Source organism: Eubacterium sp. 1001713B170207_170306_E7 (genome assembly GCF_015547515.1).
Classification (GTDB): Bacteria; Bacillota; Clostridia; order Eubacteriales; family Eubacteriaceae; genus Eubacterium.
Genome location: NZ_JADMVE010000001.1, coordinates 364656 through 378732, shown reverse-complemented (window position 1 = coordinate 378732; position 14077 = coordinate 364656). Strand labels below are relative to the sequence as shown.

Annotated in this window: 12 protein-coding genes; all 12 read right to left on the bottom strand. The window is 52.1% G+C overall.

Annotated features, from left to right (window positions below):
- Window positions 1–109: 109 nt before the first annotated feature.
- The 12 genes from I2B62_RS01940 to kdpF all read right to left on the bottom strand — a co-directional run bounded on the left by I2B62_RS01940 (window position 110) and on the right by kdpF (window position 14008).
- On the bottom strand, window positions 110–928 hold the full coding sequence (locus I2B62_RS01940; protein ID WP_195267288.1) for a site-2 protease family protein: 819 nt from the start codon (window positions 926–928) through the stop codon (window positions 110–112).
- A gap of 11 nt (window positions 929–939) precedes the next feature.
- The gene (locus I2B62_RS01935) at window positions 940–1743 is read right to left on the bottom strand and encodes a phosphatidate cytidylyltransferase (RefSeq protein WP_195267287.1); all 804 of its coding nucleotides are present in this window, start codon (window positions 1741–1743) and stop codon (window positions 940–942) included.
- A 13-nt stretch (window positions 1744–1756) separates the two neighbouring features.
- Entirely contained in the window at window positions 1757–2473 is a 717-nt protein-coding gene (locus I2B62_RS01930) for an isoprenyl transferase (protein WP_195267286.1), read from the bottom strand.
- Between the two features lie 346 nt (window positions 2474–2819).
- Window positions 2820–3032 (bottom strand): hypothetical protein, encoded by a 213-nt coding sequence (locus tag I2B62_RS01925; RefSeq protein WP_074616129.1) that lies wholly within the window; start codon window positions 3030–3032, stop codon window positions 2820–2822.
- A 120-nt stretch (window positions 3033–3152) separates the two neighbouring features.
- Window positions 3153–4724, bottom strand: a complete 1572-nt coding sequence (locus tag I2B62_RS01920) for an FAD-dependent protein (RefSeq protein WP_195267285.1) — start codon at window positions 4722–4724, stop codon at window positions 3153–3155.
- A complete protein-coding gene (locus I2B62_RS01915) occupies window positions 4717–5922 on the bottom strand; it encodes an aminoacetone oxidase family FAD-binding enzyme (protein WP_195267284.1) in 1206 nt (401 codons plus the stop codon). The genes I2B62_RS01920 and I2B62_RS01915 overlap by 8 nt, the downstream gene beginning before the upstream one ends.
- A gap of 141 nt (window positions 5923–6063) precedes the next feature.
- Complete coding sequence (locus tag I2B62_RS01910) at window positions 6064–6759, bottom strand: response regulator transcription factor (protein ID WP_195267283.1); 696 nt, start codon at window positions 6757–6759, stop codon at window positions 6064–6066.
- Window positions 6749–9472 (bottom strand): sensor histidine kinase KdpD, encoded by a 2724-nt coding sequence (locus I2B62_RS01905; protein ID WP_195267282.1) that lies wholly within the window; start codon window positions 9470–9472, stop codon window positions 6749–6751. The genes I2B62_RS01910 and I2B62_RS01905 overlap by 11 nt, the downstream gene beginning before the upstream one ends.
- A 103-nt stretch (window positions 9473–9575) precedes the next feature.
- Window positions 9576–10148 (bottom strand): potassium-transporting ATPase subunit C, encoded by a 573-nt coding sequence (locus I2B62_RS01900; protein WP_195267281.1) that lies wholly within the window; start codon window positions 10146–10148, stop codon window positions 9576–9578.
- 10 nt (window positions 10149–10158) lie between these two features.
- Window positions 10159–12219: a potassium-transporting ATPase subunit KdpB gene (gene kdpB, locus I2B62_RS01895; protein ID WP_195267280.1), complete on the bottom strand. Its 2061-nt coding sequence runs from the start codon at window positions 12217–12219 to the stop codon at window positions 10159–10161.
- A 17-nt stretch (window positions 12220–12236) separates the two neighbouring features.
- On the bottom strand, window positions 12237–13922 hold the full coding sequence (gene kdpA, locus I2B62_RS01890) for a potassium-transporting ATPase subunit KdpA (protein WP_195267279.1): 1686 nt from the start codon (window positions 13920–13922) through the stop codon (window positions 12237–12239).
- Window positions 13919–14008 (bottom strand): K(+)-transporting ATPase subunit F, encoded by a 90-nt coding sequence (gene kdpF, locus I2B62_RS01885; RefSeq protein ID WP_195267278.1) that lies wholly within the window; start codon window positions 14006–14008, stop codon window positions 13919–13921. The genes kdpA and kdpF overlap by 4 nt, the downstream gene beginning before the upstream one ends.
- Window positions 14009–14077: the final 69 nt, after the last annotated feature.

Genomic DNA, 14077 nt, shown 5'->3' with positions numbered 1-14077 from the left:
GCCCCAATTCACAGCTGCTTCATTGGGGCAAAACGTAATTATACTTTACTTCTAACACAGGCCTGAGATAAAAGCCAGATTACGGCAGCGCCGTTTCCTCCACTGCCTGTCAGCCGATTATCCGCATCACGTCATTCACCGCAATGACCACAGCCAGAAGCATCAGGGCCATAAAGCCGATGTAATTGATCATGTTTGCTTTTTTAGGATCAAGATCCCGTCCCACCAGCTTTTCGATAATGATGATCATCATCTGTCCGCCGTCAAGGGCTGGCAGCGGCAGTAAATTGATGACCCCTAAATTGACTGAAATCAAAGCCGTAAAGGACATCAGCGCAATGATTCCGTACTGGAAAAAGTCGTGAACCATGCTGACCATGCCGATGGGGCCTGCCACATCGTTCATGCCCACCTGTCCGGTTACCAGCATGTAAAGGCTCTGGTAAATGGTGATCCCGAACTTGCCCGTGGTTTCCAGGCCAAGGCCTAAGGCCTGTAAAATGTTGGCCCCTTTAAACAGATAGATCAGTACCAGCAGCACAAAGGCGAACACAATGTTCATGGCCGCGCCGGCCACTAAAATGATGAAGCGTTGTCCCTTTGTTTTGTTGGAGAAGCTTCTGGGGTCGTCCGGGGCAATCGGTTCACGGACCTCAGCGTCCTGTGCCGCTGTGTCCTCATCTGCCTCACCGGTGTCGCCTTCGCCGCGCATTTTACAGAAGCCGCCCAGCGGCAGCGCCCGGATCGAAAACTGGGTTTCCTTCCCCTGCTTTGAATAAAGCAGCGGTCCCATGCCAATGGAAAATTCTTCTACGAAAACGCCGACCTTTCTGGCGGCGATAAAATGGCCCCATTCGTGAACCACTACCAGTATGGATAAAATAAGCAGTGTCAGCAGAACCATCAATACATTTGTTAATATTGTCATATTTTAATACCTCACGCAAGTCCAGCGGTGTAGGTCGCGAAAATATAAACAAGGGGGATGATAAAAAGAATGCTGTCAAAGCGGTCTAAAATGCCGCCGTGTCCTGGCAGTATCTTCCCAAAGTCCTTAATTCCCATCTTACGCTTAATCATGGAGGCTGTCAAATCGCCGCACTGCCCCGCAATGGAGCCCACAAAGCCAATCGCCGCATACAGATAAACCGGCAGGTCCATCTGAAAACCAAATTTCATGATAACGCCGTAGAGCATCATAAAGACTGCCGCGGCCATCAAACCGCCAACCGCTCCGGCAATGGTCTTTTTGGGGCTTATCTCTGGCGCCAGCTTTGTTTTGCCAATGGCACGGCCCACAAAATAGGCCGCTGTATCGGTCGAAAACGCGATGACAAAAACCATCCACATATAGTAGATGCCCAGCTTAATATTTTCAAACATCATCAGATAACCAAACAGCACTGGAATGTAAATCAATCCAAAAAACGTTACAATCCCACGGTAAATATCGGTCTTTCCGTTTAAAATCTCGAAACAGAATACAATGATCATCACCACCATCAGCGTTGGCACCAGCGAATAGTAGTCCAGCTTCATGGATACCAGAATAATCACACTCAAAATCTCAACAAAGGGCAGGCTGATCTTATTTTCAAGCTGCCGGTTAAAGGCGCCGGAGAACTCAATGAGAGCCACTCCAGAAAGCACGAGACAGGCCACAAAGAGAAAGTAGCCACCCAGATAGAGCAAACCGAAAAGAACCGGCAGTCCAACAACCGCCGTCAATACTCTCTTTTGCATCTCAACCTCCTGCCTAAGCCGTACCGAAGCGTCTGTTGCGTTGCTGATAAGCCTCGATCAGCTTATAAAAGGCGTCATCGTCAAAATCAGGCCACCAGATATCATCAAAGAAAAACTCCGTGTATGCGTTCTGCCAGAGCAGAAAATTGCTGAGACGGCTCTCCCCGCCGGTCCGAAGCATGATGTCCGGGTCTGGCAGGTCTCCTGTATACAAATGGGCTGAGATCATCTCCTCAGTCACATCCTCAGGCGCTGTCCCCTGTTCCATGATCGCCCTGACTGCATGGACAATTTCATCACGTCCGCCGTAATTTAAAGCGACGTTCAGAATCAGGCCATCGTTATCCTTTGTCAGCGTCTCAGCGTTATCCGCTGATTTCCGGACATCCTTTGGCAGCCGGCTCTTTTCACCGATAATCCGGACCTGTACATGGTTACGGTGCAACTCCGCGATTTCCTTCATAAAATATTCGACAGCAATCCGCATCAGGCCGTCAACCTCTTCCTGACTGCGCTTCCAGTTCTCAGTGGAAAAAGCGTATACTGTCAGTATCTTAATTCCCATATCAGAAGCCAGGTGCACCGCATTGTGTAATGCCTTCATTCCGGCATTATGGCCAAACAGCCTGGGTTTTCTGCGCTGCTTTGCCCAACGGCCATTGCCATCCATAATAATGGCAACGTGCTCCGGCATATTTTCTTCTGATATATTATAATCTTCTATTCCCATGTCACACCTCATTCATTGTATCTTGTAACATTATAATCTATTTGAACCTTTTTGTAAATTGACAGTTCAGGCAGATTGATAATTTATCTTTTGTTTAAGCTTCAAAATAAAGTTAACATTCAAAGCCAGCCTCCTATATAGAACGAACCTTATTGTATTAAAGCTATACTTAATAAAAAATATGTTATTTTTTATCGAAGAGCCCTTTACATTTTTCGTAAAACGTGCTATATTATATATTATAATTCTCATTTTCACACATTTCCCAAAGGCCTCTGGTATTATACCAGGGGTTTTTACTTTATCAGGCACTAAAAAAATGCCCCGAGAGGCATTCTTTTACCTGCTAAAAAATTGGACCGTTTAAGTGCAGGCCGCATTCTTCGTTTTCGCAGACCCAGTCCTTTCCGTTTCCATTGACCTTGGCGCCGCATACCGGACAAATGCCGACACCGCCCTTGGGCCAGGTAAATTCAGTGAGCTCCATTTCCAAAAATTCGGTTGGCGCGTCCTCACCCTGTACCTTGACAAATTTCAAAATCGGCTTCTTTCCTAACATATTAAGCATCTCCTCACTAAACAAATTTATAAATTAAGTGTAGCATAAACCCCGTACCGATTAAAGATAAAATGTAAGCGTATTATGTGTTTTTTTTATCTATCGTTTCCGGCTGCGCCCTCAGAGCTTCACTTTTTCTCCCGGCGGCGCAAACCTTCGGATAACGGCTTCGGCCACACGAAGGCCGTCGCAGGCAGCGCTGGTGATCCCTCCGGCGTATCCCGCTCCCTCGCCGGCAGGGTAGAGCCCCTTAAGCGCGCTCTCGTAAGCATCGTTTCTGAGAATACGCACCGGCGACGAGCTTCGGGTCTCCACCGCTGTAACACGCGCGTTGTCAGCGTCAAAGCCCCGGATCCGCTTGCCAAAAACCGGAATGGCTTCCCTCAAGGCTTCCACGGCAAAATCCGGCAGGCACGCCGCAACCTCCGGCCCTTTCCCGGTATTGTCGCGAAACTCCGCGAAGCTGCACCTTGGCGGAGCAAACCGGCCGCCGCCATTCTCAAAGGCACGCCGCTCCCAGTATTCCTGAAACGCAATGCCCGCCAGAACATCCTCCGACGGAAAGTCCTCTGTCCGCACATCCACTAAAATCCCGGCATTGGCCGTGCCGCTGTCACGTTTTCGGTTGCTCATGCCATTGACACAGACCATGCCCGGCTGTGTGGAGGCTGTCACTACCTCGCCGCCAGGGCACATGCAGAAGGAATAGACCCCGCGGCCGTTCTGCGCGCGGCAGGAAAGCTTATAGCTCGCTGGCGGCAGGCCGGGCTGACCGCCATACTGGGCCTGATCGATGATACGCTGGGGATGCTCCAGACGTACCCCGATGGACAGCGGCTTCTGCGCCATCGGAACCCCCAGCTCCTTTAAGGCGCGAAAGGTATCCCGCGCGGAATGCCCCAAGGCCAGTATAACCGCGTTGGTGCGGTGCTGCCATATTTTCTCTCCGGTTCTCAGCGTGGCCGACGCCAGCGCTCCTTCCGCATTTTGTTCAAGGCCTGTCAGCTGGGTATTAAAACAGATTTCCCCGCCTGCGGCTTCTATGCGTTTGCGCAGCGCTACGACCACCCCGCGCAGAATATCGGTACCGATATGGGGCTTTTGCGCATAGGCGATGTCCTCCGGCGCTCCGGCTTCCACAAAGGCGGTGAGGACCTGATGGATGTGGGGGTCCTTGATTCCTGTGGTCAGCTTGCCATCGGAAAAAGTGCCTGCGCCGCCTTCCCCAAACAGCACGTTGGATTCAGGGTCAAGCCTTCCCTCCTGCCAGAAGGCATCCACATCGGCCACACGCCTTTCCATGGGGCAGCCGCGCTCTACAATAATGGGAGCATAGCCCGCCTCGGCCAGTGACAGCGCGGCAAAAATACCACAGGGGCCAAAGCCCACCACCAAAGGCCGGCCGGTTAACGGCGCGTTTCCAGGCATCGTGGCCTCTGGTCTTAGGTCCGGAGCTTCGGTCACCCGTTTCCGCCCGCGGGCGGGCAGCTTTCCTCGGTATTTAAAATCAAGGGTGACCACCCTGTGAATATCCTTTTTCTTCCGGGCATCCAGCGATTCCTTGCGGACCGCTATGTCCGAGGACGCGAGTGTACCCAGACGCAGGCCACAGGCCTTTTCCACCTTTTCGGGCAGGACGGACCAGTCCTGGTCAAGCTCCAGACGAATATTGGCAATTCGGTAATTATACATGCTGTTCTCCTTGCAGGACCGCGGCTGCCGCTGCCTGGGCAGCCCGCTGCCCGGTACGGAAAGCGTGGTCAAGATTATAACCGCCGCAGGGGCCGTCGTAGTCCAAAATTTCTCCGGCAAAATAAAGCCCTGGCACTATTTTTGACGCCAGTGTGTCCTCATCCACTTCGTTGTCCGCAATGCCGCCTGCCGTACACTGGGCCATTTTAAAGCCCATGGTCGAAACTGGCTTAAAGCACAGACGGTGGAACTGTTCATCCAATCTGGATATTTCATGCGCTGTCAGCGCTGACAGCTTTTTCTCTTCCTGCAGGCCAGCCTGTTTAAGCAGCAGCGCCGCCAATGGCGGTCTGACAATGCCCGTCACGGCTGCCAGACAGCTTTTTTCACCGAGCACGGCATCCTGCTGCCAGGCAGAAAGCATGGGCGCAAAGCTTCTTTTGGGCGCGAGATCAACCGCAATGGTGTAGGGCGTAAGCTTTTCATCGCCCAGATATTTCAGATAACGGCTTAAATTAAAGACGCAGATTCCTGAGAGGCCATAATCTGTAAACTGGACTTCCCCGTACTCCGAAAAGACCGTCTCACCATGGCATGCCAGGCTCAAATTCCCCTTCACACGTATGCCCTTCAGGGCCTCTGGCATCTCCTCGCAGCAAATCCCTGTCAAAACCGGCAGCGTTTTTGTCACATGATGGCCGAGGGCCTTTGCCATAGCGTACCCATCGCCGCTGCAGCCATAGGCTGGCCCCGCCTTTCCGCCGGTTGCCAGAATGACAGCCTTTGCCCTGAACGGCTTTTTCTCTCCCATTACCACAAAGCATCCATCATCTGCCGAGAGCCTTTTGACCGGTGTGCTCATGCGCAGATGAACCCCGAGGGCTTTCAGCTGACTGGCAAAAACCTCGGCCACTCCCGGCGCGCTTTCCGAAAAAGGATAGACCCTGCCTTCGTCATCCTGCCGTGCCGGGATTCCCAGCGACTCAAAAAAAGCAATGGTCGATGGCGCTGTATCCAATGCGGTGTTTGTAATATTGCAGCGGCCGTTGCCCGTTGCCCGCAGCTTTTTGCCGGGAGCCTCCTTCTTTTCAAGCACAGTGACCCGCAGAGACGGCGCCGCCCGTTTGGCTGTAACGGCTGCTGCCAGTCCGGCAGCTCCGGCGCCGATAATAATAAGGTCGTCTGTATAATTCTCCATATTCGTTCCCCTGTCTTTAATAATGTAATATTATATCTGTTTTTTTGAGACGGCGCAAGGAAACCCCTGATCCGATTTTTAAGATAAAAAGCCTCAGCGCGCCCGGGGACATGCTGAAGCTTCTCCATCTCTTTTTTAATTTCAGATTTCATCCACAAACCGGTAGCCCACACCCACCTCCGTTAAAATATACTTGGGCTCCGCAGGGTTCTGTTCGATTTTCCGGCGGATGTTTGCCATGTTCACCCGAAGTGTCTGGTTTTCATTGGTATAGGGGCCCCAGATATCCTTGATAATTTGATCGTAGGTAACCACCTTTCCGGGGTACTGCGTCAGGATCTCAAGTATCTTGTACTCGATGGGGGTAAAGTGGACCGGCGTATTATTCAGGGTTACCAGCCGTTTGTCAAAATCAATGGTCAGATCTCCGACTGAGAAAATGGTCCGCTCCGGCACTTCCACGGTTACCTGCTGATGGCGCATGGCTGTGCGGATACGGGCCAGCAGCTCTGACGTCCCGAAGGGCTTGGTGATGTAATCGTCCGCCCCGAGGTCAAGCGCCTCAACCTTCTCGCGTTCATGCCCCCTTGCCGAGACGACAATGATCGGTATACCCGACCAGCCCCGGATGGTTTTCAAAACTTCGATGCCGTCCATATCCGGCAGGCCGAGGTCCAGCAGAATTAAATCCGGACAGCGCGAGGTGAAAAGTTCCAGCGCCTCTTTCCCGTCTCTGGCCTCCACGACGCGGTAATTATTCACATCGAGAACCGTGGAAATAAAATTCCGGATTCCCTTTTCGTCTTCAACTAAGAGCACTAATGCTTTATGACTCATGATTGTCATCCTCCTCTACAGGCAGCTCAAAACTGAATTCCGCTCCGCCTTCTTGTTTATTTCTTGCTTCCAGCGTACCGCCGTGAGCATCGACAATGGATTTACAGATGGTCAATCCGATTCCCATGCCCCGCCGCGAATCGCTGCTTTTTTCATCGTCTCCCATGTAGCCTTCAAAAATGTGCGGCAGCATGGCCGGGGAGATTCCCTCCCCGTTATCGCCCACCATAAAGCGGGCTTTTGTCCCTGAATTCTGCACCTTTACATCCAAAACGGGATGCGCGCCCGCATACTTGATGGCATTTTCCATTAAATTGATCATTACCTGCTCGATCAGCGTGCCGTCCATGGACACCATCAGAAGGGTATCCGGCACCTCAACCTTAATATCCGTATGGTCGAAGCGCTTGCGGATTATGGCGACGGCTTCGCCGACAATTTCCTCCACCGCCTCAGGATGCTTTTTCAAATCGACCTTTCCCTCACCGATACGTGTGACAGAAAGCAGATTCTCAACCATGCGGATAATCCATTCCGAATCGTCCTTAATATCCTTTAAAAGCCGCTTCTGTGTTGGAATGTCCAGCTCTCCGATATTTTCGAGCAATGCTGAGCTTGAGCCTAAAATCCCTGTCAGCGGTGTCCGCAGATCATGGGAAATGGCGCGGAGAAAATTACTCCGCATTTTTTCCTTTTCTGTTTCCAGCCGGGCCTTTCCCTGTTCATCCGAAAGGCGCTGCCGCTCAAGGGCCATGGCAACCTGCGAGACAATCATTTTCAAAAACGCCCGCCGTTTAGGCGCAAGCATTTCCTCGGCGCAGGAGACGCCGATCACACCTAAAACATGGCCCTGTGAGACCACCGGCATGTAAAAGCCCCTGGAGCCCACCAATGTGTCGGTGCCGTTGCCCGCGGCCTTTTTGTTTTGGAAAACCCAGTGCGCCACAGCCGCTTCCTCCTTGGACTGCATAAAAGCGCCGCTTGTCTGCTCCGGCCCCTGCATAAAGCTTCCCCGGTACTTTTCATCCGGGTTCTGCGTATAGAAAATAACCGAACGCTCAAAAATAGAGGTCAGGGATTCGTTTGTCAGAGCCACGATGTTTTCAAGACCCCGGGTAATCAGCAGCTTTTTGCTCAGCTCATAGAGAATCTCGGTGCGCCGCTCATTCATCACCGCCATTTTTGCCTGAACCTTAATCCCATTGGTTAAGGCGCTGGTCATCAACGCTACCAGAAGCATCACAATAAAGGTGACCGGGTAGGTTGGGTTGGTGGCGTTAAAGGTGAAGTACGGCTCTGTAAAGAAAAAATTAAAGAGCAGCACCCCAAAAACAGAGGCGCACACCCCATATAAATAGCCGACGGTTAACCTGGAAATCACCAGAATCGAGAGAATATAGACCATTATAATATTCTGATCGCCCAGATTAAGCTCCCTGAGCCCAAATGAGATGGCTGTTGCCAGCACAAGCAGCAGGGCCGTTTTCCCAAAATCCTTCAGCGAGAAGTGCAGGCTCAGAATACGCTTGTTTATCCAGCTCAGCCGTTTCTTCGGAAGGCCGCCGCCGCTTTTTTCTGTCTGGCTGTCCGGCACAATGTGAATCTCGATCCCCGGATTCATGCTCAGCAGCTGATCCTCCAGGTCCTCCTTAAAGGGATTGGGCTTGTTCCTGCCCTTGCCGATCACAACATTGGTGATGCCGGACTGTTTGATGTATTCCGATATTACCATGGCCATATCATCGCCCTGCATGGTCACAATCTCTGCGCCCAGCTGCTCTGCCAGATTCATGTTATCCTGCAGGTTTTTACGCTCGCCGATGTCCGCGTAGGTCCGGTCTGAGGTTTTGACATACAGCGCCACCCACGGGATATGAAAAGCGTCGGCGATTCTGGCCGTGGTCCGGATACAATGTGCCGAAGACGGCGAGGGCCCGACGCATACCAGCATCTTGGAAAAGGGCACTTTTTTCTTCTTGGCGCCGGCGCCGCTGACAATGCGGTCTGCGGCTTTACGCATGGCAATCTCACGCAGGGCGTTTAGGTTCTCAACGGTAAAAAACCGCCTTTTAGCAAGATCAGCCTTTTCAGGCGCGTAGACCTTTCCCTCCTCAAAGCGCTTCAGAAGCTCCTCGGGGTCTATGTCCACCAGCTTGATTTTGTCCGCTTTATCAAAAACATAGTCCGGCACACGCTCGTGCACAATAATGCCGGTGATGCTGCTGACCACATCGTTCAGGCTTTCGATATGCTGGACATTGACCGTGGTATACACATCAATCCCCGCGTTCAGTAGCTCTTCAATATCCTGATAGCGCTTTTTATTGCGAAAGCCCTCCGGGTTTGTGTGGGCAAACTCATCGACGATAATGACCTTGGGCTTTTGCTCCAATGCTTTGTCCAGATCAAAATCCTTAAGGCGGATCCCCTTATAGTCCACTGTCTGGGGCGGGATTGCGGGCAGCCCCTCGAGCATTGCCATGGTCTCCGGACGGGTATGCGGCTCCACATAGCCGACCAGTACATCCACACCCTTTTTATAGAGCTGCTGCGCCTCCTCAAGCATCGCGTAGGTCTTCCCCACACCCGCGCAGTAGCCAAAAAAGATTTTCAGATGGCCGATCCCCTCTTCATCCTTTCTGCTGCGCCGTTCTTCTTCGTTTATTTCTTCCAGTAAGCGTTCCGGATTTGGCCGTTCATCCCGAAAATCCATATTTTACCTCCATCATGACATTGTTTATCCATTGTCCAGCAACAAAACCTCCAACGTCTCAAAGGATAGAGCTCTCTCTATCCTTTAATACTATCACAGACGATTATTCTGTTTCAATACCATCAAGCGCTAAATTTACTCTGAGCACATTAACAGTCGGTTCGCCCAGCACGCCAAAGGCACGGTCTGTCGTATTGGCCGCGATGATTTCTCTTACCTTTTCCTCAGGGATACCGCGTTCTCTGGCGATGCGCGCTGTCTGGTACTCCGCCCCGGCCGGCGTAATATCCGGATCATAGCCGCTGCCGCCAACCGTCACAAGCTCCATTGGAATATCCGCGGTGTTTTCCGGGTCCAGCTCATGCCACCAGTCAATTCTCTCCTGTACCAGGGCTGCCTGCTCATCCCCTACTGGGTTTAAGTTTGTGGGCGCGCCGTCATTCCAGGGCCTGCCGATCAGATACTGGGGCTCTGTAAAGGGCTGCGCCAGAAATTCAGAGCCATACGGAACCTCCTGGCCGTCCACCTCGCCGGTAATCATGCTTCCGTTTACCCGATGGTTAAATAAAAGCTGTCCGATGCCCGTACAGACAAAGGTATAGATAACACCAGTGATCAACGCCAATATCAAAAACCCGACAAGGGCAGGTCTTACTACAGATTTATTTTCAGTCATCTTCATCACCTCACGCCAGACCGCAAACGGTCAGGATCATATCAATCAGCTTGATGGCTATAAAGGGCGCGACGAGCCCTCCCAGCCCATAGACAAGCATGTTGCGCCTCAGCAGCTTTCCGGCCGGCTGTTCCTGGTATTTTACACCTCTTAAAGCCAGAGGAATCAGAGCGACGATGATCAGCGCGTTATAGATAATGGCTGAGAGCATGGCGCTGGTTCCGCTGGTCAGTCCCATAAAATTCAAGGCCGAAAGCTGCGGGTAAATGGCAAAGAACAGAACCGGGATAATGGCAAAGTACTTGGCCACATCGTTGGCAATGCTGAAGGTCGTCAATGAGCCCCGGGTCATCAGCAGCTGTTTTCCAATCTGCACCACCTCGATGAGCTTGGTGGGGCTGGAATCCAGATCCACCATATTTCCAGCCTCCTTCGCGGCCTGTGTCCCTGTATTCATGGCTACGGCCACATCGGCCTGGGCAAGGGCCGGTGCGTCATTGGTACCGTCACCGGTCATGGCAACCAGATACCCCTTGGACTGGTAATCCCTGATTAAATCCAGCTTGGTTTCCGGCGTCGCCTCTGCCAGAAAATCATCCACGCCCGCTTCGGCCGCAATGGCCGCAGCGGTCATCGGGTTGTCGCCAGTGATCATAATGGTTTTAATACCCATTTTTCTCAGATCATCAAACCTTTCCTTCACGCCGTTTTTGATAATATCCTTGAGGTGGACAACCCCCAGCACCTGTCCGTTTTTGGCAACGACCAGAGGCGTCCCGCCCTGGTTTGCAACAGTTTCGACAATCTTCTCACATTCATCCGGATAAGGGTAGCCCTTAACCATCACGTAATCTTTGATCGCGTCAGCCGCGCCTTTCCGGATCACATTATTGTTATAATTGATCCCGCTCATGCGGGTTTTGGCTGTAAACTCCACAAAATCGGCGTTGAGCTTTTCCATATCCCGTCCGCGGATATTGAATTTTTCCTTAGCCAGAATCACAATACTGCGTCCCTCGGGTGTTTCATCCGCCAGCGAGGCAAGCTGCGCCGCGTCGGCCAGTTCTTCTTCACTTATGCCCTTTACAGGCAGAAACGCGCTGGCCTGGCGGTTGCCGAGGGTGATGGTGCCGGTTTTATCCAAAAGGAGCACATCCACATCACCGGCGGCTTCAATGGCACGGCCGCTCATGGCCAGTACGTTGGCCTGGTTTAAACGGCTCATACCCGCAATCCCAATGCAGGAAAGCAGTGCGCCGATGGTGGTCGGTGCCAGACAGACCAGCAAAGCCACAAGGTTGGTGATGGAAACCGCTTCCCCCTGCCCGGTCTGTGCCGCGGCAAATCCGGAGAAGGGAAACAGCGTGATGGTGATGGCTAAAAATATAATGGTTAAGGTTACCAGCAAAATCTGAAGGGCAATCTCATTGGGTGTTTTTTTCCTGGACGCGCCCTCCACCATGGCGATCATCTTGTCCAGAAAGGTTTCTCCAGACTCGGCCGTCACACGGACAACAAGCCAGTCCGAGGCCAGCGAGGTACCACCCGTCACAGCGCTTCTGTCTCCGCCGGACTCCCGGATTACCGGAGCCGATTCGCCGGTGATGGCGCTTTCATCCACCGATGCCGCGCCGATGATAACCTCGCCGTCCATAGGAATCTGTTCTCCTGCTTTTACCAGAAAGAAATCGCCTTTTTTTAGTTCAGAAGCCTTCACCTCTGTATAATCTGCGTTGGCGTCGGCTGTTTTCAGCTTTCTCGCCATTACATCCTTCCGGCTGCTCCTCAGGCTCTCTGCCTGAGCGCGTCCTCTGCCCTCTGCCAGCGCTTCGGCGAAATTGGCAAAGAGAACCGTCAGCCAGAGAACAATGGCGATGGTCAGCGTGTAGCTGCTCTGAGCATCGCTGATGCCAAGCAGTGACAGCACGAATAAAACCGATGTGAGTATGGCTCCAAGATATACCACAAACATAACAGGATTTTTGATCTGCACGCGCGGTGTTAATTTTTTTATAGACTGGATGAGAGCGTCCCTCATGATGTCTTTGCTGAACATACTTTTTTTCTTCATTTTTTCACCTTTTCACATCATAGCATGGTAAAGAAATCGGCAATTGGCCCCAGAGCCAGCGCCGGCAAGAAGCTGAGCGCACCGATGATCAGAAAAACACCGATCAGCAGCCCCACAAACATTGGGCCTGTGGTGCTGAGCGTCCCGTCGCTTTGGGGCACTGCCTTTTTTGACGCCAGATTTGCCCCGAGGCGAATAACCGCAGCCATTGGAATAAAGCGCACCAGCAGCATTTCCGAACCGATCATCACATTGTTAAACACGTTATTGGCCGCGTAGCCCGCAAAGGCGCTCCCGTTGTTGGCCCCGCCGGAGGTATAGGCATAAAGGATTTCCGAAAATCCGTGAGCCCCGCTGTTTGTCAGCCAGTCAGAGACCTGCGGCATCATGGTGGCAATGGCCGTTCCGCCCAATATGAGCAGCGGCGGAACCAGAATGATCACACAGGTCATCTTCATATCAAAGGGCTCAATCTTTTTGCCAAGATATTCCGGCGTACGCCCAACCATCAGCCCGGCGATAAAAATCGCGAGGATCGCAAAGGCCAGCATCGCGTAAAGCCCAGAGCCGACGCCGCCGAAGATAATTTCTCCCAGCTGCATCATAAACATCAGAAGCATGCCGCCCAGCGGTGTAAAGCTGTCGTGCATGGAATTGACCGATCCATTGGAGGCCGCCGTTGTGGTAACGCCCCAAAGCGCCGAACCGCCCGCTCCAAACCGGACCTCTTTCCCTTCAATGCTGGCAGAGGCCGCCACATTATTGAACTGCGGTCCTAGGTTGTATTCGCTCATGGTGGTCAGGGTCAACGCAATAATAAACACCAGGGTCATGGCGGTCAAAATGCTCCGGCCCTGTCGGCTGTCCTTTACGGCTTTACCAAAAGTAAAGCACAGGGCTGCCGGAATAACGATGATCGCCCAGCATTCCACAAAATTGGAAATGGCCGTCGGGTTTTCCAGCGGAAAGGCTGAGTTAACGCCAAAGAAGCCGCCGCCGTTTGTGCCCAGCTGCTTGATGGCAATCTGGCTGGCCGCCGGCCCCAGAGGAACCACCTGAGAACCGCCGCCCTCCAGCAGCGCGGCCTGAGCGTATGGCGCCAGCGTCTGCACAACGCCCTGAGACATCAGGATGATGGCAACAATCAGGGATAAGGGCAGCAGCAGGTACAAAACCGTTCTTACAAGGTCACACCAGAAATTTCCAACGGTTTTTGATTTCTTAAGAATGAACCCTCTGATCAAGGCAAACAGAACCGCAATCCCGGTTGCCGCCGACACAAAGTTCTGAACCGTTAAGCCCAGAAACTGGGACAGGTACGAGAGTGTTGTCTCACCGCTGTATGCCTGCCAGTTTGTATTGCTCACAAAGCTTGCCGCTGTGTTATAGGCCAGATCCCAGCTCAATCCCGGTAATCCTTCTGGGTTAAAGGGAAGAAAGCCCTGGCACATCAGCAGAGCGATCAGAAAGATCAGACCAAAAAGGCTGAACAAGAGGGCCGCAAAGACATACTGCCTGCCGCTCATCCCCTTGGTTTCATCAACGCCCATTGCTTTGTACACACAAAGCTCCACAGGTCTTAAAAAACCTAAAAGGCGTATCTTACCGCCCTCCATAATTTTACAGGTCAGCTTTCCGATCGGAATCCCCAGTCCTATAACCGCGGCCAGAAAGATCACATCCTGAACAACCACGCTGCTCATAGGTTTTCACCTCTGAACAAAACATAGAACAGGTACCCCATTAAGCCTAAGCCGAGAATACCTGCGATGATGGCTATCATTCCCATAACACGTCTTCACTCCTTCCGATGTCTGAATTATACCTGTGCAGAAATAAAGATAGTGTAAAGAAAGTA